Source organism: Mumia sp. Pv4-285, assembly GCF_041320275.1.
Classification (GTDB): domain Bacteria; phylum Actinomycetota; class Actinomycetes; order Propionibacteriales; family Nocardioidaceae; genus Mumia; species Mumia qirimensis.
In genome coordinates this window covers 4,222,251-4,247,998 of the sequence record NZ_CP162023.1, presented here as the reverse complement: position 1 = coordinate 4,247,998, position 25,748 = coordinate 4,222,251, and the positions used below count along the sequence as shown (strand labels likewise).

At 71.2% G+C, this 25,748-nt stretch carries 24 protein-coding genes and 1 riboswitch; of the genes, 20 read left to right on the top strand and 4 right to left on the bottom strand.

Annotated features, from left to right (window positions below; genetic code table 11):
• The first annotated feature begins 23 nt into the window (after nucleotides 1-23).
• The gene (locus tag AB3M34_RS20300) at nucleotides 24-2,537 is read left to right on the top strand and encodes a beta-glucosidase family protein (RefSeq protein ID WP_370616651.1); all 2,514 of its coding nucleotides are present in this window, start codon (nucleotides 24-26) and stop codon (nucleotides 2,535-2,537) included.
• Here the strand turns inward: AB3M34_RS20300 and AB3M34_RS20295 are convergent.
• Nucleotides 2,527-4,170, bottom strand: coding sequence for a PucR family transcriptional regulator (locus tag AB3M34_RS20295; protein WP_370616649.1), 1,644 nt, complete (start codon nucleotides 4,168-4,170; stop codon nucleotides 2,527-2,529). The two genes, AB3M34_RS20300 and AB3M34_RS20295, sit on opposite strands and share 11 nt — an antisense overlap.
• A 91-nt stretch (nucleotides 4,171-4,261) precedes the next feature.
• Here AB3M34_RS20295 and AB3M34_RS20290 point away from each other — a divergent pair, with 91 nt between their 5' ends.
• The 15 genes from AB3M34_RS20290 to AB3M34_RS20220 all read left to right on the top strand — a co-directional run bounded on the left by AB3M34_RS20290 (nucleotide 4,262) and on the right by AB3M34_RS20220 (nucleotide 18,485).
• On the top strand, nucleotides 4,262-5,785 hold the full coding sequence (locus AB3M34_RS20290) for a CoA-acylating methylmalonate-semialdehyde dehydrogenase (protein WP_370616647.1): 1,524 nt from the start codon (nucleotides 4,262-4,264) through the stop codon (nucleotides 5,783-5,785).
• Between the two features lie 14 nt (nucleotides 5,786-5,799).
• Complete coding sequence (locus AB3M34_RS20285; RefSeq protein WP_370616645.1) at nucleotides 5,800-7,125, top strand: aspartate aminotransferase family protein; 1,326 nt, start codon at nucleotides 5,800-5,802, stop codon at nucleotides 7,123-7,125.
• Nucleotides 7,112-8,557: an NAD(P)/FAD-dependent oxidoreductase gene (locus AB3M34_RS20280; protein WP_370616644.1), complete on the top strand. Its 1,446-nt coding sequence runs from the start codon at nucleotides 7,112-7,114 to the stop codon at nucleotides 8,555-8,557. The genes AB3M34_RS20285 and AB3M34_RS20280 overlap by 14 nt, the downstream gene beginning before the upstream one ends.
• Nucleotides 8,558-8,687: 130 nt before the next feature.
• Nucleotides 8,688-9,782 carry an ABC transporter ATP-binding protein gene (locus AB3M34_RS20275; RefSeq protein ID WP_370616643.1) on the top strand — a complete coding sequence of 365 codons (1,095 nt, stop codon included), beginning with the start codon at nucleotides 8,688-8,690 and terminating at the stop codon, nucleotides 9,780-9,782.
• Complete coding sequence (locus tag AB3M34_RS20270; protein ID WP_370616642.1) at nucleotides 9,779-10,942, top strand: polyamine ABC transporter substrate-binding protein; 1,164 nt, start codon at nucleotides 9,779-9,781, stop codon at nucleotides 10,940-10,942. The genes AB3M34_RS20275 and AB3M34_RS20270 overlap by 4 nt, the downstream gene beginning before the upstream one ends.
• A gap of 5 nt (nucleotides 10,943-10,947) precedes the next feature.
• The gene (locus tag AB3M34_RS20265; RefSeq protein WP_370616641.1) at nucleotides 10,948-11,844 is read left to right on the top strand and encodes an ABC transporter permease; all 897 of its coding nucleotides are present in this window, start codon (nucleotides 10,948-10,950) and stop codon (nucleotides 11,842-11,844) included.
• Complete coding sequence (locus AB3M34_RS20260; RefSeq protein WP_370616640.1) at nucleotides 11,841-12,695, top strand: ABC transporter permease; 855 nt, start codon at nucleotides 11,841-11,843, stop codon at nucleotides 12,693-12,695. Before AB3M34_RS20265 ends, AB3M34_RS20260 begins: the two co-directional genes overlap by 4 nt.
• 5 nt (nucleotides 12,696-12,700) lie before the next feature.
• The gene (locus tag AB3M34_RS20255; RefSeq protein ID WP_370616639.1) at nucleotides 12,701-13,045 is read left to right on the top strand and encodes a cupin domain-containing protein; all 345 of its coding nucleotides are present in this window, start codon (nucleotides 12,701-12,703) and stop codon (nucleotides 13,043-13,045) included.
• A gap of 108 nt (nucleotides 13,046-13,153) precedes the next feature.
• Nucleotides 13,154-13,897: an SGNH/GDSL hydrolase family protein gene (locus tag AB3M34_RS20250; protein WP_370616638.1), complete on the top strand. Its 744-nt coding sequence runs from the start codon at nucleotides 13,154-13,156 to the stop codon at nucleotides 13,895-13,897.
• Between the two features lie 65 nt (nucleotides 13,898-13,962).
• Nucleotides 13,963-14,340: an ankyrin repeat domain-containing protein gene (locus AB3M34_RS20245; RefSeq protein WP_370616637.1), complete on the top strand. Its 378-nt coding sequence runs from the start codon at nucleotides 13,963-13,965 to the stop codon at nucleotides 14,338-14,340.
• Nucleotides 14,341-14,354: 14 nt separating this feature from the next.
• A riboswitch (TPP riboswitch) is annotated at nucleotides 14,355-14,475 on the top strand.
• Nucleotides 14,465-15,118 (top strand): ECF transporter S component, encoded by a 654-nt coding sequence (locus AB3M34_RS20240; protein WP_370616636.1) that lies wholly within the window; start codon nucleotides 14,465-14,467, stop codon nucleotides 15,116-15,118. (Overlaps the previous riboswitch by 11 nt.)
• On the top strand, nucleotides 15,115-16,566 hold the full coding sequence (locus AB3M34_RS20235) for an ABC transporter ATP-binding protein (protein WP_370616635.1): 1,452 nt from the start codon (nucleotides 15,115-15,117) through the stop codon (nucleotides 16,564-16,566). The genes AB3M34_RS20240 and AB3M34_RS20235 overlap by 4 nt, the downstream gene beginning before the upstream one ends.
• A complete protein-coding gene (locus AB3M34_RS20230; protein ID WP_370616634.1) occupies nucleotides 16,563-17,252 on the top strand; it encodes an energy-coupling factor transporter transmembrane component T in 690 nt (229 codons plus the stop codon). Before AB3M34_RS20235 ends, AB3M34_RS20230 begins: the two co-directional genes overlap by 4 nt.
• 76 nt (nucleotides 17,253-17,328) lie before the next feature.
• Nucleotides 17,329-17,781, top strand: coding sequence for a MaoC family dehydratase (locus tag AB3M34_RS20225; RefSeq protein ID WP_370616633.1), 453 nt, complete (start codon nucleotides 17,329-17,331; stop codon nucleotides 17,779-17,781).
• A 77-nt stretch (nucleotides 17,782-17,858) separates the two neighbouring features.
• Nucleotides 17,859-18,485, top strand: a complete 627-nt coding sequence (locus tag AB3M34_RS20220; RefSeq protein ID WP_370616632.1) for a hypothetical protein — start codon at nucleotides 17,859-17,861, stop codon at nucleotides 18,483-18,485.
• A 2-nt stretch (nucleotides 18,486-18,487) separates the two neighbouring features.
• Here the strand turns inward: AB3M34_RS20220 and AB3M34_RS20215 are convergent, their stop codons facing one another.
• From AB3M34_RS20215 to AB3M34_RS20205, 3 genes are all read right to left on the bottom strand, one after another.
• The gene (locus AB3M34_RS20215; RefSeq protein ID WP_370616631.1) at nucleotides 18,488-19,147 is read right to left on the bottom strand and encodes a DUF2306 domain-containing protein; all 660 of its coding nucleotides are present in this window, start codon (nucleotides 19,145-19,147) and stop codon (nucleotides 18,488-18,490) included.
• Between the two features lies 1 nt (nucleotide 19,148).
• Nucleotides 19,149-20,402: an MBL fold metallo-hydrolase gene (locus AB3M34_RS20210; protein ID WP_370616630.1), complete on the bottom strand. Its 1,254-nt coding sequence runs from the start codon at nucleotides 20,400-20,402 to the stop codon at nucleotides 19,149-19,151.
• A gap of 93 nt (nucleotides 20,403-20,495) precedes the next feature.
• Nucleotides 20,496-21,449: a GlxA family transcriptional regulator gene (locus AB3M34_RS20205; protein ID WP_370616629.1), complete on the bottom strand. Its 954-nt coding sequence runs from the start codon at nucleotides 21,447-21,449 to the stop codon at nucleotides 20,496-20,498.
• Between the two features lie 230 nt (nucleotides 21,450-21,679).
• On the opposite strand from AB3M34_RS20205, the gene dnaK reads away from it, so the two are divergent.
• From dnaK to AB3M34_RS20185, 4 genes are read left to right on the top strand one after another with little or no spacing between them, the layout of a single operon-like run.
• Nucleotides 21,680-23,521, top strand: a complete 1,842-nt coding sequence (dnaK, locus tag AB3M34_RS20200) for a molecular chaperone DnaK (protein WP_370616628.1) — start codon at nucleotides 21,680-21,682, stop codon at nucleotides 23,519-23,521.
• On the top strand, nucleotides 23,518-24,123 hold the full coding sequence (grpE, locus tag AB3M34_RS20195; protein WP_370616627.1) for a nucleotide exchange factor GrpE: 606 nt from the start codon (nucleotides 23,518-23,520) through the stop codon (nucleotides 24,121-24,123). The genes dnaK and grpE overlap by 4 nt, the downstream gene beginning before the upstream one ends.
• Before the next feature lie 34 nt (nucleotides 24,124-24,157).
• A complete protein-coding gene (gene dnaJ / locus AB3M34_RS20190; RefSeq protein WP_370616626.1) occupies nucleotides 24,158-25,297 on the top strand; it encodes a molecular chaperone DnaJ in 1,140 nt (379 codons plus the stop codon).
• The gene (locus AB3M34_RS20185; RefSeq protein ID WP_370620083.1) at nucleotides 25,297-25,695 is read left to right on the top strand and encodes a heat shock protein transcriptional repressor HspR; all 399 of its coding nucleotides are present in this window, start codon (nucleotides 25,297-25,299) and stop codon (nucleotides 25,693-25,695) included. The genes dnaJ and AB3M34_RS20185 overlap by 1 nt, the downstream gene beginning before the upstream one ends.
• Nucleotides 25,696-25,748: the final 53 nt, after the last annotated feature.

Genomic DNA, 25,748 nt, shown 5'->3' with positions numbered 1-25,748 from the left:
CCCCACAACACCAGGAGACCCCTGTGTCCGAACACCTCATCACCAGCCGTCCCGTCGGCGACCGAAACCTCCCTGATTCGACCGATCCGTCCTTCGACGACCTCGTCGCTCGATTGAGCCTCGAGCAGAAGGTGCGCCTGCTCACCGGAGCCGACTTCTGGGCCCTGTACGACGAGCCTGCCGTCGGGCTGCGCCGGATGGTCACCTCCGACGGGCCGGCGGGCGTCCGCGGCGAGCTGTGGGACGAGCGCGACACGTCGGCGAACCTGCCTTCCCCGACCGCCCTCGCGGCCACGTGGGACGACGCGCTGATGACGGAGGTCGGTCACCTGCTCGCCGCGGAGGCGCGCCGCAAGGGGGTCGACGTCGTCCTTGCGCCGACGGTCAACCTGCACCGGTCGCCGTACGGCGGGCGCCACTTCGAGTGCTTCAGCGAGGATCCGGTGCTGACCGCCCGCGTCGGTGCGTCGATCGTCCGGGCGATGCAGGCCGACGGGGTGGCGGCGACGGTGAAGCACTTCGTGGCCAACGACTCGGAGTCGGACCGCCTCACCGTCGACATGCGCATCGACGAGCGGACGCTGCGCGAGGTCTACCTGGCGCCGTTCGAGGTGATCGTGCGCGACGCCGGCGCCTGGGCGGTGATGGCCGCGTACAACGGCGTCAACGGCACCACGATGACCGAGTCCCCGCTGCTGCGCGAGGTGCTCCAGGAGGAGTGGGGCTTCGACGGCGTCACGATGAGCGACTGGTACGCCGCCCGCTCGACCGAGGCGGCCGGTGCAGGCGGTCTCGATCTCGCGATGCCGGGGCCGACCGGCCCGTGGAACGCGGCGCTGGTCGATGCCGTCGGTGACGGGCGGGTGCCGGAGACCACGGTCGACGACAAGGTACGGCGGCTGCTGAGGCTCGCGCACCGGGTCGGTGCACTCGAGCCGGGGACGTCCGTGCCGCTCGTCGCGGGTTCGGCGGAGGAGACGCACGCGCTCGTCCGCCGGATCGCCGCGGCAGGCTTCGTGATGCTGCGCAATGCACGGGTCGGCGGCGCGCCTGCTCTCCCGGTCGATGCTGCCGACATCCGGCGGGTCGCGGTACTCGGGCCGAACGCGCACCCGGGTCGCACGCTCGGCGGTGGGAGCGCGTTCGTGTTCCCCGACCGCGAGATCTCCCCGGTCGACGGACTGCGGGAGGCCTTCGGCGCCGGCGACGTCGTGTACGCGGAGGGCGTCCGCTCGCACCACCGGATCGGCATCGCCGACTCCGCCCACCTCACCGTGCCCGACTCGGGCGCCCAAGGCGTACGCATCCGCTTCCTCGGCCACGACGGGCAGGTGCTCGCGACCGACGAGCGGTCGGGGACGGCGTACAACTGGAACAACGCCTTCGCCGCCGGCGTCGTCCCGGCCGAGCTCGGCGCGATCGAGATCACGACGGTCCTGACGGCGCCGGTGTCCGGCGAGCACCACGTCGGTGCGTCCGGTCTCGGACGGTTCCGGATGCTGCTCGACGGCGTGGTGGCCTTCGACGAGCTGCTCGTCCTGCCCGCGGGCGCCGACCCGGTCGAGGGCCTCATGCGGCCGCCCCAGCGCGGCGCCGTCGTGCCGCTCGAGGCCGGTGACACCCTCGAGGTCACCGTGGTCAGGACGATCACCGACCACGTCCCTGGCGCCGACCTGCTGGTCTCGCTCCAGCTCAACCTCGACCTCCCGTACGCCGGCGACGACGCCGCGATCGACGAGGCGGTCGAGCTCGCCCGCTCCGCCGACCTCGCCGTCGTCGTGGTGGGCACGAACGAGGAGGTCGAGAGCGAGGGCTTCGACCGCGAGTCCCTCGACCTGCCCGGCCGGCAGGACGAGCTCGTACGACGCGTCGCCGCAGCGAACCCGCGCACGGTCGTCGTCGTGAACGCCGGCGCGCCGGTCCTGATGCCGTGGCGCGACGAGGTGGCCGCGGTGCTGCTCTCGTGGTTCCCCGGGCAGGAGTTCGGCCACGCACTGGCGGACCTGCTCACCGGCGTGACCGAGCCCGGCGGACGGCTGCCCACCACCTGGCCCGCTGACGAGGCCGCCGCCCTGCCGTCCACACGCCCCGTCGACGGCAGGCTGGCGTACGAGGAGGGGCTGCACGTCGGCTACCGCAGGTTCCTGCGCGACGGTGTCGAGCCGGCGTACTGGTTCGGCCACGGCCTCGGCTTCACCTCCTGGGCGTACGAGGGGGTGGATGTCGTCGCCGGCGCGGATGCCGAGGCGCGGGTCTCGGTGCGCAACACCGGCGACCGTCCGGGCCGCGAGCTGGTGCAGGTCTACGTCGCCCGGGAGGGCAGCGCGGTCGAACGGCCGGTGCGGTGGCTCGCGTCGTACGCGTGGGTGAGCGCCGAGCCGGGGGAGTCGGTGACCGTCGAGGTGCCCGTGCTGGCGCGGGCGTTCGAGCACTGGGACGCCGCGGCCGGCCGGTGGACGGTGGAGCCCGGCGACTTCGAGGTCCAGATCGGCCGCAGCGCCGGCGACGTGGTGCTGACGGCGACCGTCACGCGCTGACGGGGCCTCGACGTCGCTGGTCGTGCACGAGCAGCGCCACGCCCAGCGCGAGCCGCGAGTCGGCGTCGTCGAGGCTCACGCCGAGGATGCGCTCGAGGTGCGCGAGCTTCTTGTAGAGCGCCGGCCGGCTGCGGTGGCTGATCCGGGCGAGCTCGGTCTTGTTGCCGCTCACCGACAGGTACTGACGGAGGAGCCCCAGCATGCCGTCGTCGTGCGTGGCCTCGTGCACGAGGAGGCGGTCGAGCTCCGCCTCCGCGAACGCCTGCACGCGCGGGTCGTCGTGCAGCAGCGCGACCAGGCCGTGGAGCCGGACGTCGCCTGCCCGGAAGAACGCCTTCTGGCGCCCGGGCGGCAGGGCGTGCGCGACCTCGGCGACGTGCTGCGCGTGCCGGAGCGCGGCACCGGCGGCGAGCACGGTGTCGGCGGGCGCACCGACACCGACCGAGACCGCGTCGAGGTCCCCCTGGCGGAGCCGCTGAGCGTGCAGCGCGTCGGCGAGCACGGCGACCGCGGCGTCCCCTCCCCGGTCGCCGGTCGCGACGAGTGCAGCGACCTCCAGCGGGCCGAGCGAGCCGAGCAGCGCCGGGACTCGTACGTCGCGGCTCGCGGCGGCGACGCGTTCGACGAGGCGGCGCGCGCTGCGGTGCGCGGCGACGGGGTCGTTGCTGGTGCTCCCCGCGGGCGGCGCGGCGCGGACGACGAGACCGACGTACGGCGCGGCGGAGGGGAGGCCGAGAGCGCGGGCGCGGGCGTCGGCCTCCGCCACGTCGGTGATCCGGGCGTCGGCGAGCTCGACGAGAAACCCACCCTGGGCCTGGTACGCGATCCCGAACCGGTCGCTCTCCGCCATGCGGGCCAGCTCGAGCGCCTGCGCGGCGCGTTCGAGAACCATCGCGAGACGCTCCTGGTCGGAGGCCGGGTTGACGACCACGAGGCGGGCCCACCGCTGCTGCGGGAGCCCGACCGGCGACGTCATCCACCCCTCGGGCCCGGTCACCCCCGTGAGATCGGTCTGGGCGACGAGGCGCGACCGCTTCTCCCAGCCTTGCAGGAGGCCGGCCGCCGGGCGTCCGAGGGCGGCATAGGCCACGACGTGCCGGGAGAGGTCCTCGAGGACGACCGACGAGCCCGCGAGCTCGGCGGCGGTCTCGACGATCGACTGGGCGCCGGCGCTGTCGAGGCTGAGCGCGGTGAACCGCTCGTGGACGCGCCGCGCGAAGTCGACCCGCTCGTACTGCTCGGCGACGATCGCGCGGTGCACCTGCTCGGTGATCTCCACGAAGCGCGACGGTCGACGCAGAGCGACGACGGGGAACCGCCTCTCGCGAGCGACCGCCAGGGCCGCTTCCGGGACCTCGGGGAACGTCTCGCCGACCTCGACGAGGAGACCGGTCGCCCCGGCGTCGACGAGCTCACCGACGTACGCCGCCGCGTCCTCGTCGCTCCCGCGCATCGCGAGGCCGGTGGACAGGAGCAGCTCCCCGCCGGAGAGGAGGCCCTTGACCTCGCGGACCTCGCTCACGTGCACCCATCGGACCTGGCGGTCGAGGCGGTCGTTGCCCGCGAGCACGTCGGGGGCGGCGGCCCGCAGCGCGTCGGAGGCGAGCACGGCGCGCAACGTGGGGAGCGGCATGCGGACAGCGTACGGTTCGTCGCCCCTGAGCGGGAGGGGGTGACGGATTGTCCGTTGTCGCCCGGTGCCTCGCAGGCGCACCCTCGTACCCATGAGCACTTCGACCGTGATCCCGCACTGGCTCGACGGCGCGTCCTTCCTCGGCAGCGCCGCCGACGGCACCACCGGCCGCACCGGTGACGTCACCAACCCCGCCACCGGCGGCGTGACCGGACAGGTCGCCTTCGCGGACCAGGCCGACGCCGAACGCGTCATCGGCGCCGCAGCGGCTGCTGCCCGCTCGTGGGCGGAGACGTCCATCACCAAGCGGACGCAGGTCGTGTTCGCCTTCCGCGAGATCCTCAACGCCCGCAAGGAGGAGCTCGCCGCGATCATCACCTCCGAGCACGGCAAGGTGCTCGACGACGCGCTGGGCGAGGTGACCCGCGGACTCGAGGTCGTCGAGTTCGCCTGCGGCATCCCGCACCTGCTCAAGGGCGGATACTCCGAGGGCGTCTCGTCCGGCGTCGACGTCCACTCCAAGCGCCAGCCGCTCGGCGTCGTCGGCATCATCAGCCCGTTCAACTTCCCGGCGATGGTCCCGATGTGGTTCTTCCCGGTCGCGATCGCCGCGGGCAACACGGTCGTGCTCAAGCCCAGCGAGAAGGATCCGTCGGCCGCCATCTGGATCGCCGAGCGCTGGAAGGACGCCGGTCTGCCCGACGGTGTCTTCAACGTCCTGCAGGGCGACAAGGTGGCCGTCGACGCGCTTCTCGACAGCCCCGACGTCAAGGCCATCAGCTTCGTCGGCTCGACGCCGATCGCGCGCTACGTCTACGAGCGCGCCAGCCAGTCCGGCAAGCGCGTCCAGGCCCTCGGCGGGGCGAAGAACCACATGGTCGTCCTGCCCGACGCCGACCTCGACCTCGCGGCGGACCAGGCCGTCAGCGCCGGGTACGGCTCGGCGGGCGAGCGCTGCATGGCGATCAGCGTCGTGGTCGCCGTCGGCGGCGTCGGCGACGAGCTGGTCGCGAAGATCGCCGACCGTACGCGCACGCTGCGCATCGGCGACGGCACCAAGGGCACCGACATGGGTCCGCTCGTGACCCAGGTCCACCGCGACAAGGTCGCCTCGTTCGTCGACGCCGGTGAGGAGGCCGGGGCCAAGCTCGTCGTGGACGGGCGCGAGGTCGACGCGGACGGCGGGGCGGACGGCTTCTGGCTCGGCCCGACGCTCCTCGACAACGTCACGCCCGACATGAGCGTCTACACCGAGGAGATCTTCGGCCCGGTGCTGTCGGTCGTCCGTGTCGACACCTACGACGAGGCCGTCGGGCTCATCAACGCCAACCCGTACGGCAACGGTGTCGCGCTGTTCACCAGCAACGGTGGAGCGGCACGCAAGTTCGAGTACGAGGTCGAGGTCGGCATGATCGGCATCAACGTGCCGATCCCGGTGCCGATGGCGTACTACTCCTTCGGCGGCTGGAAGAGCTCGCTGTTCGGCGACAGCCACGCTCACGGTACGGAGGGCGTCCACTTCTTCACTCGTGGAAAGGTGGTCACGTCGCGCTGGGGTGACCCGGCCGTCAAGCCCGTCGGCGGGCTCGAGCTCGCCTTCCCGAAGAACAGCTGAGCCGAAGGGACGCCATGACCAACCGCACGTACGAGCTCGACCGCGCCCACGTCTTCCACTCGTGGTCGGCGCAGGCATCGCTGACGCCGATGGTGATCGAGAGCGCCGAGGGGAGCTACGTCACCGACGACCAGGGGCAGCGGTTCCTGGACTTCTCCTCGCAGCTGGTGTTCACCAACATCGGGCACCAGCACCCGCGTGTGGTGAAGGCGATCCAGGACCAGGCCGCGACTCTGTGCACGATCGCGCCGCAGCACGCCAACGCCGCACGCTCGGAGGCCGCACACCTGATCGCCGGTCTCGCCCCCGACGGGATGGAGCACGTCTTCTTCACCAACGGCGGAGCCGACGCGGTCGAGCACGCCGTACGCATGGCTCGGCTGCACACCGGGCGTCGCAAGGTGCTCAGCCGCTACCGCTCGTACCACGGCGGCACCCAGACCGCGGTGAACCTCACGGGCGATCCGCGGCGCTGGCCGAACGACTACGGCGCAGACGGGGTCGTGCACTTCTTCGGGCCGTTACTCTACCGCTCCGAGTTCCACGCGACGACGGAGGCCGAGGAGTGCGAGCGCGCGCTCACGCACCTCGAGAACACGATCCGGATGGAGGGCCCGGACACGATCGCGGCGATCATCCTCGAGACCATCCCGGGCACCGCCGGCATCATGCCGCCGCCGCCCGGCTACCTCGAGGGCGTGCGTGAGCTGTGCGACCGCTACGGCATCGTCTGGATCGCCGACGAGGTGATGGCCGGCTTCGGACGCACCGGCACGTGGTTCGCCGTCGACCTGTACGACGCCAAGCCCGACCTCATCACCTTCGCCAAGGGCGTGACGTCCGGCTACGTGCCGCTGGGCGGCGTGATCATCTCCGAGCCGATCTACGCGACGTTCGCCGACCGCGTCTACCCCGGCGGCCTCACCTACTCCGGTCACCCGCTCGCCTGCGCCGCGGCGGTCGCCACGATCGAGACGATGCAGGACGAGCAGATGGTCGAGCACGCCGCCATGCTCGGCGCCGAGGCGTTCGGGCCCGGTCTCGCCGAGCTCAAGGAACGCCACGCGTGCGTCGGCGAGGTCCGCGGCGTCGGGGCGTTCTGGGCGCTCGAGCTGGTGGCCGACCGCGAGACCCGCGAACCCCTCGCTCCGTACGGCGGATCGAGCCCGGCGATGAACGAGATCGTCGCCGCATGCAAGAAGAACGGGTTGCTCCCGTTCGTCAACTACAACCGCATCCACGTCGTCCCGGCGCTCAACATCGACATCGACGAGGCGCGTTCCGGCCTGGCGATCCTCGACGAGGCGCTGTCGGTCGGCGATGCGCATGTCGCCCGCTGACCGAGGACAGCGCCGCACCGCAGAGCCCACCGTCTTCGAGCGCAACGCGCCGTCGCCGGCACTCGTCGAGGCGTCGCTGGCCGGCGCCCAGGACGGCTGCTTCTGGCTCGACGACGTCGAGGACTCGGTGGCGTACCCGGTCCTCGACCAGGCGCACGACGCCGACCTTCTCGTCGTCGGCGGCGGCTACACCGGCCTCTGGACGGCGGTGAAGGCCAAGCTGCGCAACCCCGCCGCACGCGTCGTCCTGCTCGAGGCGCAGACCGTGGGATGGGCGGCGTCGGGACGCAACGGGGGGTTCTGCGACGCCAGCCTGACCCACGGGGAGGACAACGGCCGTACGCGCTGGCCCGACGAGTACGACACGCTCGAGCGGCTCGGCCAGGAGAACCTCGAGTCGCTCGCGAAGGCCGTCGACGCACTCGGCATCGACTGCGAGCTCGAGCGGACCGGCAGCCTCGACGTGGCCGTCGAGCCGCACCAGGTCGCGTGGCTCGAGGAGGGTGGCGGGGAGGTCCTCGACACTGCCGGCGTGCGCCAGCATGTGAACAGCCCGACCTACCTCGCCGGCGTCTGGCACCGCGACTCGACCGCGATGGTGCATCCCGCCAAGCTCGCCAAAGAGCTGGCCCGGGTGGCAGTGGGGCTCGGTGTCGAGATCTTCGAGAACAGCGCGGCAGAGTCGCTGGAGGCGCCGGGTCGGAGCGGCCCGGTGCTGGTCCGCACGCCCCGCGGTTCGGTGCGCGCCGACCGGGTCGCGCTGGCCACGAACGTCTTCCCGTCCCTGCTCGCCCGGACGCGTCTGATGACCGTGCCGGTGTACGACTACGCGCTGATGACCGAGCCGCTGTCGGCCGCGCAGCTCGACGCGGTCGGCTGGCGCAACCGCCAAGGCGTCGGCGACATGGCGAACCAGTTCCACTACTACCGGCTCTCGGCGGACAACCGGATCCTGTTCGGCGGCTACGACGCCGTCTACCACTACGGGCGCAAGGTCCGCTCGGCGTACGAGGACCGCCCCGAGACCTACCGCACGCTGGCCGCGCACCTGCTCACGACGTTCCCCCAGCTCGAGGGGATCCGTTTCACCCACCGCTGGGCGGGCGCCATCGACACGTCGACGCAGTTCTGTGCCTTCCACGGTCTGGCGAAGTCGGGTCGCGTCGCGTACTCCGCGGGGTTCACGGGCCTGGGCGTCGCGGCCACGCACTTCGCCGCCGACGTCATGCTCGACCGGCTCAGCGGAGAACGCACCCCTCGGACCGAGCTCGCGATGGTGCGCAAGAAGCCGCTGCCGTTCCCACCGGAGCCGGCGGCAGCGGTCGGCATCAACCTCACGCGGTGGGCTCTCGACCGGGCGGACCACCGCGCCGGCGAGCGCAACGCGTGGCTGCGCGCGCTCGACGCCGCGGGGCTCGGATTCGACTCGTGAGGGGTCTCGATCGCTTCGCGCCTCGACCAGCGGAACAGCCCGACCCTCGACCAGCGGAGGCCCCGCTGGTCGAGGCCGGAGCGCCAGCGGAGGATCGAGACCCCGTCGGCGACATGACAGAAGGGAAGACATGAGCACCACCACGGTCTCGCTGCGCGGGGTCTCGAAGTCGTACGGCTCGGTCACCGCCGTCGACGGGCTCGACCTCGACATCGCCGAGGGCGAGTTCCTCTCCCTCCTCGGCCCGTCGGGCTGCGGCAAGACGACGCTCCTGCGGATGATCGGCGGCTTCGAGGAGCCCGACTCCGGTGACGTCCTGCTGTCCGGCGAGTCGGTCGTCGGGGTGCCACCGAACCGGCGCGCCGTCAACACCGTCTTCCAGGCGTACGCACTCTTCCCGCACATGACCGTCGCCGAGAACGTCGCCTACGGGCTGCGGCAGCGGCGGGCCGGCCAGCCGCGGCCCAGCAAGGGGGAGATCGCCGAGCGGGTCCAGGAGTCCCTCGCCCTGGTGCGGATGAGCGAGTACGCCGAGCGCCGGCCCAAGAAGCTCTCCGGCGGACAGCAGCAGCGGGTCGCGCTCGCGCGGGCGATCGTGAACCGGCCCGAGGTGCTGCTGCTCGACGAGCCCCTCTCGGCGCTCGACCGCAACCTGCGCGAGCAGATGCAGGTCGAGCTCAAGCTGATCCAGCGGCAGGTGGGGATCACCTTCGTCTTCGTCACCCACGACCAGTCCGAGGCGCTCTCGATGAGCGACCGGATCGTCGTGATGAACGCCGGCCACATCGAGCAGGTCGGCACGCCGCAGCAGGTGTACGGGAAGCCGGCCACCGCCTTCGTCGCCGGGTTCATCGGCACACAGAACTTCACCGACGGCATCGTCAAGGGCGGCGTCGTCGTCGCGGACGGCGTGACCTACGCGCCGACGCGCTCGGCGCTCGACGGTCTCGACGACGGGCGTACGGTCCGGGTCGCGGTCCGCGCGGAGGCCGTCACCGTCGTCGCCGAGCCGCCGCCCGTGGGCACCGCCAACACTGCCGTCGGGACGCTCGCCGGGACCTCCTTCCTCGGCGACGTCGTGCAGCACGTCGTGCTCTGCGAGGACGGGCGCGAGATCCTCGCGCGCACCGCCGCCGCGGGAGCCCCGCCGCTCGCGACCGGGTCGCCGGTCGGCGTGTCGTGGGCCCCCGACGCCGTCCACGTCTACCCGGCGGACCCCTCGTGAGCCGGCGCCGGGCGTCGGACCCCGTGCGGGTCCTCGCTCCGCGCGCGGAGGCCGGCCGCATCAGCCGACGGGCGCTGCTCGGCGGGTTCGCCGTGATCGGCACCGCGTCGCTGCTCGGGTGCGGGAGCAGGTCGATGGCCAGCACGGCCTCGCCCGACGGCACGCTCGAGGGGCGGCTGAACGTCTACTCGTGGGGCGACTACGAGAGCCCCGACAACATCCGCGCCTTCCGCGAGGCCAACGACGTCACCGTCCAGGTCGACGCCTTCGCCTCGAACGAGGAGATGATCGCGAAGATCGGCGCGAGCCGCGGCACCAGCGGGTACGACGTGCTGGTCCCGTCCGGCCAGTTCGTCCCGATGATGGTCGCGAACGACCTCCTGTCGAAGCTCGACCACAGCCTGCTCCCGAACCTCGCGAACATCGAGCCGGCGTTCACCGACCAGCCGTGGGACCCGGGCAACGCGTACACCGTCCCGAAGGCGTGGGGGACGACCGGCTTCGCGTACGACCGCACGAAGGTCGACGGACGTCCCCGGTCGTGGCAGGACTTCCTCGACGTCGCTGCGGGACAGGCGAGCGGGTCGGTCTCGCTGCTCGACGACCCCTGGGAGGTGACCTCGATCTACTTCGGGGCGAAGGGGATCGACCCCAACACGACCGACCCTGCCGACCTCGACGCGGCGGAGGCGTACCTCACCGAGGAGCTCGCCCCGCACGTGCGGAACTTCAACTCGGCGCCGACGCAGAGCGTCATCCAGAACGAGCTGGCACTGCTCCAGATGTACAACGGCGACGCCCGCCTCGCGTTCGGCGAGAGCGACGACCCCGATCGCTGGCGCTTCGTCTATCCGACGCCCACCGCGAACCTGTGGGTCGATACGTGGGCGCTGGCGCGGGGCGCGCAGCACGTCGACTCGGCGCACGCGTTCATCGACTTCATGCTCGACCCGGAGGTCGCGATCGGTGAGGTCGACTGGAACGGCTACCCGACCGGCGTCGCGGGTCAGCGAGCGCTCGCCGAGGAGTGGGAGCTCGACATGCTCGACCTGATCTTCCCGCCCGACAAGGTGGTCGCCCGGCTGACGCCCGCCGAGCTCACCGACGCCCAGGACCGGCTCACGTCGATCCTCGAGCAGGTCCAGGCGAAGGCGGGGTGAGGGCAGTGGCACGTCGCACGCCGCGCAGCAGCGCCGCGCTCTCGTTCCCCGTGTGGGCCTGGCTCGTGTTCTTCGTCTTCACGCCGCTCGCGCTCGTCGTCTGGTACTCGTTCGGCTACAAGCCGGACCTCTTCACCGCGGTCTCGACCGACCACCTGTCGTTCGACCGGTACGGCCAGGTGCTCGACGGCGCCTTCATGACGATGTTCTGGGCGACCCTGCGGATCGCCGTCGCCGGCACGCTGCTGTGCCTGCTCGTCGCCGTCCCGTTCGCCTACTGGATGGCGGTCAAGGTCGACCCGCGGTGGCGTCCGCTGCTGCTGGCGCTCGTCCTCGTCCCGTTCTGGACCAACTTCCTCGTCCGAACCATCGGCTGGCAGATCATCCTCGCGCCGAACGGGATGGCGAGCGACGTGCTGAACGCGATCGGCATCCTCGACGGACCGCTCGACATCCTCTACACCCGCAGCGCCGTCCAGCTCGGCGTCGTCTACAACTACCTGCCGCTGATGATCCTGCCGCTCTACGTCGTCTTCGAGCGGCTCGACCCGAGCCAGCGCGAGGCGAGCCGTGACCTCGGCGCGGGCCGGCTGCGCACCTTCTTCGCCGTGACGGTGCCGGACGCGCTCCCGGGCATCGCCTCGGGCTGCCTGCTCGTGTTCATCCCGCTGATGGGCGACTACCTGACCGCGTCCGTCCTCGGCGGAGCGCGAGGAACGATGGTCGGACAGGTCGTCGCACGTCAGTTCACGTCCGCCCAGAACTGGGCGCTCGGTGCGGCGATGGCGGTCACCTTGATGGCGTTCGTGCTGCTCACGGTGCTGATCGCGGCCGCGGTCTTCCTGCTCCTGCGTGCCGCTGTCCGAAGAGCCCGCCACCTGGACCTGGGAGTGACCTCATGAGGCGCAGCCGCCGTGACGGGATCGACCTCGGGCTGGCCGTGTTCGGGGTGCTCGTCTTCGTGTTCCTCTTCCTGCCGATCCTCGTGATCGTCGTCTACTCGTTCAACACCGGACGCCTGCTCGGGGCGTGGGACAGCTTCGGCTTCGCGGCGTACAGCCGTGCGTGGAACAACCCGGTGATCGGCGACGCGGTCCGTACGTCGCTGGTGACGGGTGTGCTCGCGTCGCTGGTGTCGACGGTGCTCGGGACCATCGGCGGCGTGGCCCTCGCCCGTGCCCGGACGGGTGCGCGGTGGGCCGGGGTCCTGACGGCGCTCCTCGCGGTCACGCTGATCACGCCGGAGGTCATCGACGGCATCTCGATCCTGCCGTGGCTGGTCACCCTCGGCACCGACGGTGGGCTGTCGATCGTCAACAACGGCATGGTGCGCCTGATCATCGTGCACACGTCGCTGGCGCTGGCCGTCGTCACGTTCATCGTGCGCGCGCGCCTGCGGGGCATGGACGAGCAGATCGAGGAGGCGGCCGCCGACCTGTACGCGACTCCGTGGAACCGGTTCCGCCAGATCACGCTCCCGCTGGCGTGGCCCGGCATCTTCGCCGGTGCGCTGATGGCGTTCACCCTGAGCCTCGACAACACCATCGTGGCGTCGTTCGTGCAGGTCCCGGGCTACACGCCGTGGCCCGTCTACGTGTTCGGGACGCTCAAGGTCGGACTGCGTCCGGAGATCGCAGCCGTGTCGTCTGTCCTGCTCCTGCTCACGCTCGCGGCGCTCGCTGTCGTGTGGGCCGTCCTGAGACGGTCCGGCGACGACAACACGTCGGTCGCCGCGACGCTGACCGGAGGGTGACCGCGATGACGAGCGCCACCGAGCGGCTGCTCTCCGCGTCACCGCTGAGCCACCCCCTCGAGGTCGACGGCCCCGACCTCGACGACGTCGTCGCGGGCTCGCCGACGACCGCAGTCGCCGAGCTCGCCGCGCTCGGCGACACCCGGGTGGGGATCTGGGAGCTCACCGCAGGCGTCGTCCGCGACGTCGAGGCCGACGAGGTGTTCGTCGTCCTGGCCGGCGATGCGACGGTGCGCTTCGAGGACGGCAGCACCATCGCGCTGCGACCCGGGGTGATGGTGCGGCTCCACGCGGGCGACCGGACCGTCTGGGAGGTCCGGGCGACCCTGCGTAAGGTCTACGTGGTCTGAGGGGCGCCTCGCGACCTGCGTCACGTCGATCGTCACGAGTCGGCATCAGAGTGGGCGATCTGCCCTATTTCGTTCGTACGGGGCGCGTCGGAGAGCGACCATGTGTGGGTGACCCCGTCCTGGACCGCCCGGCCGCGCCTGCTCGGCGCGCGCCGTCGTACGCGGTTCGTGGCGGCGCTCGTCCTCGCGCTGGTGTCGGTCCTGCTCGTGCTGGACGTCGGCGCGGACGCGAGCGGCAGCGAGGCGGCGCGGTGCGCGCGGTTCGCCGCCGACGCGCTCGACCGCCGCTCGGAGCCGGTGCTCGGGTCGGGTGACCGTGTCGTCGTCATCGGCGACTCCTGGTCCGCGGGACTCGGGCTGGACGACCCCACCGAGGCCTGGACGTCCCGCGTCCCCGGACGCGTGTCGGTCGATGCCTTCTCCGGCTCCGGCTACAGCCGGCTCGCGAGCCCGTGCGCCGGTGCGTGGTTCGCCCGACGCGCGTCCCGCGCCGTCGCCGGAGGCGCCGACCTCGTCGTCGTGGCCGGCGGGCTCAACGACGCCGACCAGCCGGTCGCCGCGCTCCGCTCCGGGTTCGCCCGGGTGATGCGTGCGGTCGAGGGCCCGCGCGTCGTGGTCGTCGGTCCCGCGTCAGCACCCGCCCGCACCGACGGTGCCCGTCGGGTCGACGAGGTCCTCGCGGCGCTCGCCAGCCGCTACGACGCCGCGTACGTGTCGACGATCGGTCTCGACCTCGACTACCTCGACGACGGGCTGCACCTCACGGCCCGAGGTCACCGCGAGCTGGGCGACTTCGTCGCGGGGCAGCTGGCGGCGCTCGCGGCCGGCGCTCAGGAACGGACACCGTTGTAGCCGAGCTGGTGCCCGCGCTGTCTCGAACCTGTCCCGACGGGGTACGCGCAGGTAAGGTCACCCTCATGACCGGTGGATCCAGCAACGAGGCAGACGAGGTCGCGGCCCAGCTGTTCGACATGGTGCGCGCCGGCCAGGCCGACAGCCTGCTCTCCCACGTCGAGGCAGGCGTGCCGGTCAACCTCACCGACGCCACCGGCAACTCCTTGCTGACCCTCGCCGCGTACCACGGCCACGCCGACATCGTGCAGCGCCTCGTCGACGCCGGAGCCGACGTCAACCGGCTCAACGACCGCGGTCAGAGCCCTCTCGCCGGGGCGATCTTCAAGGGCGAGGAGCTCGTCGTCTCGGTGCTGATCGGGGCGGGCGCCGACCCCGATCTCGGTGAGCCGTCGGCTCGTGCGATCGCGGCGATGTTCGGCCGCGAGAGCCTCCTCACGTAGGCGCGATAGAGTCGGCCGTACGACAGGGGAGCGCACGGTGCCGCACGGCACGGAGCGCTGAGAGTGCGGAAGAGCCGCAGACCCTCCGAACCTGATCCGGTTAGCACCGGCGAAGGGAGTCATCATGGCTGATGCCGTACGCCCGAGGACCCGTCCCCGCCCGCTCCGCAGCGCGTGGACCGAGTCCGTCCACTACCGCACGATCGACCTGGTCACGGTCGCGATGCTCGGCGTCGCGATCGGGGTCGTGTTCTGGGGCTGGAACCAGCTGTACGCGGTGGTCAGCACCGCGTCCGTCTTCGCGTTCCCGCCCAGCATCGGGCTGATCTCCGGCCCCTGGCTCCTCGGCGGCGTGGTCGGCGGGCTCGTCGTCCGCAAGGCGGGCGCCGCCTTCGGCACCGAGGTGATCGCCGCGATGGTCGCGCTCCTGCTCGGCAACCAGTGGGGGATGTCGTCGATCCTGTCCGGGGTGGTGCAGGGCATCGGCGCCGAGATCGTGTTCGCGATCCTGCTGTGGCGCCGGTGGGGCGTCGTCGCCGCCGCGCTCGCCGGCACCGTGTCGGCGCTGTGCGCGGTCGCGTACGAGTGGAACGTCTACTGGGCCGACTGGGGCACCGACTGGAAGCTGGTCTACGCCGCCTTCTTCGCGCTTTCCGGTGCGGTCGTCGCCGGGGTCGGCGGGTGGTTCCTCGTCCGTGCGCTCGCGCCGACGGGTGCGCTCGACGCGTTCGGCGCCGGTCGCGAGTACCACGACCGCGACGCCCGCTCGTCGGCATGACCGCGGACGCCACCGCCGTACGACGGGGGTCGGCGCACCTCGAGGGGTTCGGGTGGCGGCCCCTCGGCCGCCGCGAGCCCGTCGTGCACGACCTCGACCTGCAGATCGAGCCGGGCGAGCGGGTGCTCCTCGCGGGACCGTCGGGCGCCGGGAAGTCCACGGTGCTCCGAGCGCTGGCCGGGGTGCTCGGCAGCGCCGGCTCCGGTGACGAGCTCGGCCAGGTGCACGTCGAGGGCAGGATCGGCCTCCTGATGCAGAACCCGGCCGACGCGGTGGTGGCCGAGCGGATCGGTCGCGACGTCGCGTTCGGGCTCGAGAACGCAGGCGTCGCGCGCGACGAGATCTGGCGGCGGGTCCGGCGGGCGCTCGAGGCGGTACGGCTGCCCTACGACGTCGACCATCCGACTGCTGCCCTCTCCGGCGGTGAGCAGCAGCGCCTGGCGCTCGCGGGAGTCCTCGCGAGCGACGCCGACGTGCTGCTCCTGGACGAACCGACGTCGATGCTGGACCCGCCCAACGCCGACGCCGTACGCCGCTGCGTGCTCGACGCCGTCGAGCGGACCGGTGCCACTCTGGTCGTCGTCGAGCACCGGATCGGCCCGTGGCTCGCGCACGTCGACCGCGTGGTCGTCCTGAACTCCGAGGGCGCCGTGGTCCGCGACACCGACCCCGCGACCTTCGCTGCCGAGCCCGCGGAGCTCGCCGCGCGCGGGGTGTGGATGCCGGGGGTCGGCGCGCCGACCCCCGAGGAACCGCAGCCGGCGCTCGTCGTCCCGCCCCGGGAGGTGCCGCACCTCGTCACCGATGCGATCAGCGTCGACCTGCGCCGTACGTCGATGCGGGGCAGCACGGTCACGCCGGCCCTCCGGGGAGTGACCACCGAGCTGTGGCCGGGGGCGGTCACGGCGTTCACGGGCCCGAGCGGTGCCGGGAAGTCGACGCTCGTGGCGACCCTGGCCGGCCTCGTGGCCCCGACGACGGGCGCGGTCTCCGGGATCGGCGGCAGCCGCCCGCTCCACCGGCTGCGCTCGCGCGACCTCGCCCGCCTGATCGGCTGGGTCCCGCAGAACCCCGAGCACGGGTTCCTCACGTCCCGGGTCCTCGACGAGGCGGCGGCGACGGGCGCGCGTACGGGTGTGACGGTCGACGCGGCCGCCGTCCTCGCGCACCTCGGGCTCGGCGCACTCTCGGACGCCAACCCGTACCGCCTGTCGGGCGGCGAGCAGCGGCGTCTCGCGACCGCGGCGGCACTCGCGCACCGTCCGCCCGTGGTGCTGCTGGACGAGCCGACGGTCGGACAGGACCGGCTGACCTGGGCGGCGGTCGTGGGATGGATCCGCGCCGCCGCGTCAGCCGGGGCCGCCGTCGGCATCGCGACCCACGATCCCGACCTCATCGCTCTCGCGGACCACGTGGTGTCCCTCGAGGCGGGGGAGGTCGTCCGATGAGGCGGGTGGTCGTCGACGCCAATCCGCTCGTCCTCCTCCTCGTCGGCTTCGCGGCGGTCGTCGCCTCGCTCGCCGTCCGTGACCTGAGGACAGGCGTGATCGCCCTCGGGGCGTACGCCGTGGCGGGGGCGGTGCTCCTGCCGTCGCTGCGCTTCGCGCTCCTGCGGTTCCTGGCCGTCGGCATCGCCTCCGTCTCCGTGGTGTGGTCGACCTGGCTGCTCGGCGGCCACGACGTCGAGCTGGCCCTGACGGCCGGCCTCCGCATCGTCGTGCTCGCACTGCCCGGCGCCGTGCTCGCCGCGTTCCTGGACCCCTCCCGCCTCGCCGACCAGATGGGGCAGCGGCTGCGCATGCCGGCGCGGTTCGTCGTCGCGTTCTCGGCGGCGCTGCAGCGGTTCACCAGCCTCCGGGAGGTGTGGGTGCAGCTCGACCGGGCGCGGCGGGCGCGAGGCTTCGGGCCGACACGGAACCCCATTTCGCTGGCGCGGCACGGTGGTGTCCTCGCGTTCGCGATGCTGGTCGCCGCGCTGCGCGACGCGGGACGGATGGCGGCCGCGATGGACGCCCGCGGGTTCGCAGCTACGCGGACGCGGACGTGGGCGGAACCGGCGCTGTGGACGCGTGCGGACACCGGCCTGCTGGCACTCGGGATGCTCCTCGCCGCGGTGCCCTGGCTGCTGCGGTAGCAGCCGGTGTGAACGAGGCCACAGTGGTTGTCCTAGGATCGGGCACGGTAAGCGATCGCTTAGTCGGAGGAATCGGATGCGCGTCTTCAAGAACCTGGCCGAGCTCACGTCGTGCGTGGGGGAGGAGCTGGGCGTCAGCGAGTGGCACGAGGTGACCCAGGAGCAGGTCAACCTGTTCGCCGAGGCGACCGGTGACCACCAGTGGATCCACGTCGACCCCGAGAAGGCCGCGCAGGGCCCGTTCGGTCGGACCATCGCGCACGGCTACCTCACCGTCTCGCTCATCCCGATGCTGTCGGCCGAGACCTACAAGGTCGAGAGCGTCAAGATGGGCGTCAACTACGGGTCCGAGAAGGTCCGCTTCCCGGCGCCGCTGCCCGTGGGCTCGCGGGTCCGTGGTCGCGCCACGCTCGTCGAGGTCGTCCCGGTCGCTCTCGGTCAGCGCGTCGCGGTCGACTTCACCGTCGAGGTCGAGGGCGGCGACAAGCCGGTGTGCGTCGCCCGCACCCTCGCGATCTTCGCGGAGTAGCCCCGCCTCACGGCTTGCGCACACCCTGGGGGTCCGTACGGATTCCTCGCACGCGACGTGTCGACCATCGTGGACGGATGACACGTCGTGCGCTGCGCCACGTCCCGATGCTCGTCGCCGGAGTCGGCGTCGCTCTCGCGTTCGCCGTGAGCGGCTGCGGCGGAGACGCGCCGTCTGACGACACCGGCGCGGCGGCCACCGCTTCGGCGGGTGCGAGCACTGGGACACCGAGCGCCTCCGAGGCGCCCGCCTCGGAGGCGCCCACGGCGGAGGCCGCCGACGACAGTCCCTGCCAGGCGGCCGCGTTCGCGACGCTCCCGGACGCGGTCGGTGAGTCGCTGGGCGAAGGACGGCTCGTCACGGCCACCGTCCAGAGCAACGACGTCCGGTGGACTCCCGTCAAGTGCACGTGGAGCACGGCCGACGACGCGACGCGGGTCGACGTCGAGGTCGCGAAGGCTGCGGACTTCGACCAGGGAACGCTGGTGTGCGGCGAGCCGTTGGGCATCGGCAAGGACGTCGAGCCCGTCGACGACGCCCCGTTCGACGCGTGGTGGACGTACGAGACCTCGTCGGTGTCCCTGCGTGCCTGCCCGGGCGACCGCCTCGTGGACGTGACGGTCGAGACCGACGGCGGTGACCGGACCGCCATGAAGATCCAGGCGATGCTCGTCGCCAGAATGGTGGTCGACGCCGCCGCGTGACGTCAGCGATCGAGCGGCATCGGAGATGCCCATCTGAGCCAGACCTCTGCTGCCGCGACGTGCATGGAGAACGCGAGCCAGAACGCCGGGGCGAAGCCCTGCTGCAGAGGGATGTCGCCGAAGCCGACCAGGACTCCCACCCAGAGCCGGATCGTCCCGACGGCGAGTCCGACTGCGAAGGCGCGGATCATCCACCGCCGGTGGTTCCGCACGTCCCGCCGAACGATCGCGCGAAAAGCCAGACCGAGCGCGACGAGGAAGTAGGACGAGAAGACGACGGTCGCGACCGACTGCCAGAAACCACCGTACGAGTGGGGCACCCCGAAGACGAGCGCGAACGAACCACTGACGATGCCGGCAACCAGGACGGTCCGGCCGAGGCGCCGGTGGGTCGGCCAGTGGCGCTCGCGGAAACGCCGTGAGAGCTGGAAGCACGCGCCGACGAGGTAGATCACACCGGGCACGATGTGCAGGTAGGCGGGAACGGCGTTGCGCACGTAGCGCTCCTCGAACGAGCCGTTCTCTGCCGCACGCCCCGCGAACACCAGCGGGAGGTCTGTCATCACCCTGATCACCGCGAACGCGACGACCGCAGAGATGAGGAGCAGGACGGCCGCCCACGCCGCCCATGCCACGGTCGTCGCGCCGACGCGATCCGGCATCCTAACCGACCTTCCGGTAGTCGAGGTCGAAGTCCGGCGTCCAGCTGGAGCCGTCGTGCGAGGTCTCCCACCCGCCCACGATCGTCGTCCCGTCGTCGCTGAATCGGCCGGTGTAGCGCTGGTGCAGCGAGGGTGTCTCCCGCCAGACCGTCCAGACGCCGTCGGCGATGGTCATCCGGTAGACCCTGCGGACGCCGCGTGCATCGGCGTAGAGCATCGAGAACTCCCCGCTGACCTCGTCAACGCCGATGACGGCACAGGTAGGGAACGGGGAGCTCGCGGTCCACTCGGCGGAGATCTCGATGTCCGACGGTTCCGACTCCGCCCTCTGAACCAGGAACGAGCCCTCCGTCGACCAGGCGAACGTCGTCCTCCCGAGGCCGGCCGGTTCACCGCCGAGACTGGGGTGCATCGTCCACTCGCCCACGAGAGCGTCGAGCCGGCGCGCCGCTGGCGTGACTCCTCCTGCGAACGTGTAGGTGCCGCCGGGCTCCACGAGCTGCAGCCCGTCGAGCCCGAGCACCGCGAAAGCGTTCGCGAGGTCCTGCTGGGACTGGATGAGATGCGTCCAGCCGTCGTGATGCACGGGAAGGATGACCGCCTCGGGAAAGGCCGCCCTCACCTCGGCCGCGTCGTTGGCGTCCATGGTGAGCCGGAAGGCGCTACGGTCCGTCCTCGCCGCTCCGCCGTGGAGGATCACCACCCGGGGCTGGAACGACTTCGCCACACCGCCGACGCCGTCGAACCACACGGTGTCGCCCGTCACGTAGACGAGCGCCTCCCCGGTCTCCACCACATCGATCACGAACCCGATGACATCGCCGGCGAAGGCTTCAGCACCCCGTGGACCATGGCGGGCAGGCGTGGCGGTGACCCGCAAGGTGATGCCCTGAGCTGTCGGGATCTCCTGGACGGCGCCCGGAGAGAGGGCGACGGCAGCGGGGAGCTTCTCCGCGCTCGCCGGGGCCGTGAGTACCAGTCCGATCCGCCCCAGCAGCTCCCGGCCGGAATCGTCCAGGTTGTCGGGGTGCTGCTGATGGCTCACGAGCGCGACGTCGATGTCGCCCAGGTCCGTCACCTCGATCGCCGGGCCTCTGGTCTTGGAGAGCGTGACGACCGGCCCGAGCGGGTAGTCGCGGCCAGGGCTGTCGAACGTGGGATCGGTGATGAACCTGACGGAGGCGACGTCGATCACGGTGGTCGGGCCACCGAGGTACGTGATGGTCACGTCGGGCGATGTGGACGAGACGGCCATCGTCGAGCTCCTGTCGCGGGTTCGTCCCATCCTGTGCCGCGGCGACAGCCGGCGTCGCGATCCTGTTGCCAGGAATCGTCGAGAAGCTGCCAATCATTCGACCAGGCGTTCTCCGAACGTCCTGCGGTACGCCATCGGCGAGGTCCGCAGGACCTTCACGAAGTGGTGCCGCATGACCGCTGCGTTGCCGAATCCTGTCTCTGCCGCGATCGCTTCGAGACTCCGCGACGACTGCTCGAGCAGCTGCTGGGCGTGGATGATGCGCTGCCGATTGAGCCAGGCGGTCGGGGTCGTGCCCATGTCCGCCCTGAACCGACGGGCGAAGGTCCGTGGGGACATCAGAGCCTTGCGGGCGAGCTGTTCGACGGAGAGGTCTTCCGAGAGGTTCTGAAGCATCCACTGGGCGACGACCGCGAACGAGTCCGCCTTCTCGCCGCCCACGGGAGTCTGGATGAACTGGGCCTGGCCGCCGTCCCGTTGGGGTGGGACGACCATGCGTCGAGCGATGACGTTGGCGTGTCCCGCGCCGAGCTCCTGGCGCACGATGTGCAGCGCCGCATCGATTCCCGCTGCGGTGCCGGCGCTCGTGACGACCTTGCCGTCCTGGACGTAGAGGACGTCGGCATCCACCCTCGTGCGGGGATACTGAGCCGCCAGCTTCGCTGTGAACATCCAGTGGGTGGTCGCCCGACGCCCGTCGAGGACGCCCGACTCCGCCAGCGCGAAGGCGCCGGTGCAGATACTCAGGACCCATGCGCCACGTGCCTCGGCGTCGCGGATCACGCGAAGGTAGCGCTCGTCGACGGGCGCGAGATCGAAGGCAGGCACCGCGATCAGGTCGGCGTCGTCGGCGACGGAGAGATCGTTCTCGATGGTCACAAGGACGCCCTGGCTGGTGGGGACGGGGCCGGGCTCGGCTGTGGCGAGCGCAAGCTCGAACCGCGGTCCGCCCGTGTCGGAACGATCGATCCCGAACACTTCACAGACCACTCCGAACTCGAACGGCGTGACGCCGGGGACGGTGAGGAGCGCGACCTTCGTCAGCATCCGGTGGACCTCCACCTCGGCGGTGACAGTTACTTGATGATAGACAAGATCCTGCCATTCAGGGGCGGTGTGCGAAAGAGGATGCCTGTCCCCGGCGTGAGGCTGCAAAACGCTCGCGCTACGGTGGGAATGAAGCCGCGCTCACCTAAGTTGATACGATCAGACTCAACTTACGAGTGCTGGTAGACGGCGGGCCACGAACCCGCCCCGCGATCCATCAGGAGGAACTCATGGCCCGTGCAGTCGGGATCGATCTCGGTACGACCAACTCCGTCGTCGCCGTGCTGGAAGGTGGCGAGCCCACCGTCATCGCGAACGCCGAGGGTGCGCGTACGACCCCGTCCGTGGTCGCCTTCGCCAAGAACGGCGAGGTGCTGACCGGCGAGGTCGCGAAGCGCCAGGGCGTCACCAACGTCGACCGGACGATCCGTTCGGTCAAGCGCCACATGGGCACGGACTGGTCCCAGAAGATCGACGACAAGACCTTCACCCCCCAGCAGATCTCGGCGTTCGTCCTCCAGAAGCTGAAGCGCGACGCCGAGGCGTACCTGGGCGAGCCGGTCACCGACGCGGTGATCACCGTCCCCGCGTACTTCAACGACGCCCAGCGTCAGGCCACCAAGGAGGCGGGCGAGATCGCCGGCCTCAACGTGAGCCGCATCATCAACGAGCCCACCGCGGCCGCTCTGGCGTACGGCCTCGACAAGGGCGACGACCAGACGATCCTCGTCTTCGACCTCGGCGGCGGCACGTTCGACGTGTCCCTCCTGGAGATCGGCGACGGCGTCATCGAGGTGAAGGCCACCAGCGGTGACAACCACCTCGGTGGTGACGACTGGGACCAGAAGGTCGTCGACTGGATCGTCGACCGCTTCAAGTCGTCGACCGGCCTCGACCTCACCAAGGACAAGATGGCCATGCCGCGTGTCCGTGAGGCCGCCGAGCGCGCCAAGATCGAGCTCTCGAGCTCGCAGTCGACGTCGATCAACCTCCCGTACATCACCGTCGACGCCGAGAAGAACCCCGTGTTCCTCGACGAGACGCTGACCCGTGCGGAGTTCCAGAAGATCACCGCCGACCTGCTCCAGCGCACCCGCGCTCCGTTCGAGCACGTGATCAAGGACGCGAGCATCAAGGTCGCCGACATCGACCACGTCGTCCTCGTCGGTGGCTCCACCCGCATGCCGGCCGTCTCCGACCTGGTCCGTGAGCTGCTCGGCGGCAAGGAGCCCAACAAGGGCGTCAACCCGGACGAGGTCGTCGCCGTGGGCGCGAGCCTGCAGGCCGGCGTCCTCAAGGGCGAGGTCAAGGACGTGCTGCTCCTCGACGTCACTCCGCTGTCCCTCGGCATCGAGACCAAGGGTGGCGTGATGACCAAGCTCATCGAGCGCAACACCACGATCCCGACCCGTCGCTCCGAGGTCTTCACGACCGCGGACGACAACCAGCCGTCGGTCGCGATCCAGGTCTACCAGGGCGAGCGCGAGATCGCGGCGCACAACCAGATGCTCGGCACGTTCGAGCTCACGGGCATCGCGCCGGCTCCGCGCGGCGTGCCGCAGATCGAGGTCACGTTCGACATCGACGCCAACGGCATCGTCAACGTCTCCGCCAAGGACCGGGGCACCGGCAAGGAGCAGTCGATGACCATCACGGGCGGGTCGGCCCTCTCGAAGGACGACATCGACCGCATGGTGCGCGACGCCGAGCAGTACGCCGAGGAGGACCGTAAGGCCAAGGAGGCCGTGGAGGTCCGCAACCAGGGCGAGACGCTCGTCCACTCGACGGAGAAGTTCCTCGCCGAGAACGCCGACAAGATCGGTGACGACGTCAAGGCCGAGGTCCAGGGCGACGTCGACGCGCTCAAGGAGACGCTGAACGGCGACGACATCGACGCCATCAAGGCCGCCATCGCCAAGCTCGGCGAGTCGAGCCAGAAGATGGGCACCGCGATGTACGAGGCAGCCGCCGCGCAGGGTGCGCCCGCCGGTGACGGTGCCGGCGCCGAGCAGGCCGAGGACGACGACGTGGTCGAGGCCGAGATCGTCGACGACGAGGGTGACAACAAGTGACGAACGAGTTCGGTGAGTCGGAGGTGCCGGAGCAGGAGACTGCTCCGGCCCCCGGGCCTGACGCGCAGCCGACCGACGTCGAAGGCGCCGCTGACATGGGTGATCTCGGTCAGCAGCTCGCCGAGCGGACGGCCGACCTGCAGCGTCTGCAGGCCGAGTACGTCAACTACAAGCGCCGGGTCGACCGTGACCGCGAGGTCCAGCGGGTGAACGCCGCGGCGAGCGTCCTCGCGTCGCTTCTCCCGGTCCTCGACACCATCGACCGCGCCCGTGACCACGGCGAGCTCGAGGGCGGCTTCAAGGCCGTCGCCGACTCGCTGGTCCAGGCGACCGGCGCTCACGGGCTCGAGGCGTTCGGGCAGCACGGCGACGTGTTCGACCCGATGCTCCACGAGGCTCTGATGCACCGCCTCGACGCGGACGCCCCGCAAGGCGAGCCGACCGTGGACGCCATCATGCAGGTCGGCTACCGCGTGGGTGACAAGGTCCTTCGTCCGGCACGGGTCGCCGTCGTCGAGCACGACGGCAGCGAGCCGCAGGCCGAGGCCGAGCCCGAGGTCGCCGACGCCGCCGAGGTGTCCGATGCCGAGAAGGCCGAATAATCCGTACGAAGCACCGATGTGAGGAGGTGGTCTCGTGAACAACGAGTGGTTCGAGAAGGACTTCTACAAGATCCTCGGAGTCTCGAAGGACGCGAGTGCGTCCGACATCAAGAAGGCGTACCGCAAGCTCGCACGGGACCACCACCCCGACGCGAAGCCCGGTGACACCGCTGCCGAGGAGAAGTTCAAGGGGATCTCCGAGGCGTACTCCGTGCTGTCCAACCCGGACAAGCGCAAGGAGTACGACGAGCAGCGGGCGATGTTCTCCTCCGGCGGAGGGTTCCCCCGTGCCGGCACGAGCGGCGGCTTCGGCTTCCCCAGCGGCGGCACGACGACCGGTGGGTTCGACTTCTCGGACCTGCTCGGCGGGATGTTCGGCGGTGGCGGCACCACCCGCACCCGCAGTGCCCCCGCCCGCCGCGGCGCCGACGTCGAGACCGAGGCGACGCTCTCCTTCGACGACGCCATCTCGGGAGTCACCGTCCCGCTTCGGACGACGAGCGACGAGCCCTGCTCGACCTGCCACGGCACCGGTGCCAAGGCCGGCACCGTTCCGCGGGTCTGTCCGCACTGCGAGGGCAGCGGCATGCAGACCAGTGCCTCGGGCGGTCTGTTCGCGATGACCGAGCCGTGCGACATGTGTCGCGGCCGCGGCCTCGTGGTCGACGACCCGTGCACCACCTGCCACGGGTCCGGCCGCGCGGCGTCGTCCCGCACGATGCAGGTCCGGATCCCGGCCGGCGTCAAGGACGGGCAGCGCATCCGCCTCAAGGGCAAGGGCACGAAGGGTGAGAACGGCGGCCCGAACGGCGACCTCTACGTCTCGGTCCACGTCGAGACGCACCGGCTGTTCGGCCGCAAGGGCGACAACCTCACGATCACCGTGCCGGTCACGTTCGACGAGGCCGCGCTCGGTGCCGAGATCTCCGTCCCCACGCTCAACGGGGCGCCGGTCCGGCTGAAGGTCCCCGCAGGCACGCCCAACGGCCGGACGTTCCGCGCTCGTGGCAAGGGCGCCCCGCGCGCGGACGGCACGAAGGCAGACCTGCTCGTCACGATCGAGGTGCAGGTGCCGTCGCCGCTGTCGGACGACGAGCGTGCCGCGGTCGAGGCCTTCCGTGCCGCTCGTGACGGCGACGACCCGCGGGCGGCGATGCTCGGCGGAGGCGCGTGATGGTCGGCAGCGGCGACTTCGTCCCGCCGGGTCCGGAGGCCAAGGTCTTCGTGATCAGCGTGGCGGCCGAGCTGTCGGGCCTGCATCCGCAGACCCTGCGCACGTACGACCGTCTGGGGCTCGTGAGTCCGGCACGGACCGGCGGCGGGGGACGCCGCTACTCGCTGCACGACGTCGAGCTGTTGCGCGCGGTCGCCCAGTTGACCGGTGAGGGTCTCGGGCTCGAGGGCGTCAAGCGCGTCCTCGCGCTCGAGAACCAGGTCCACGCACTGCGGATGCGCGTCGCCGAGCTCGAGGCCGAGCTGGAGTCTCGCGCTGCGTCGACCCCGGTGCGCAACCTCCCGGTGCGCTTCACCGAGGCGCAGACCTTCGTCGTACGCCGCTCCCGCCGGAGCTGACCCGGCCGGCCAACGGAGAATTGCGCCATCCAGGCGTGTGGCCGGATCCGGAC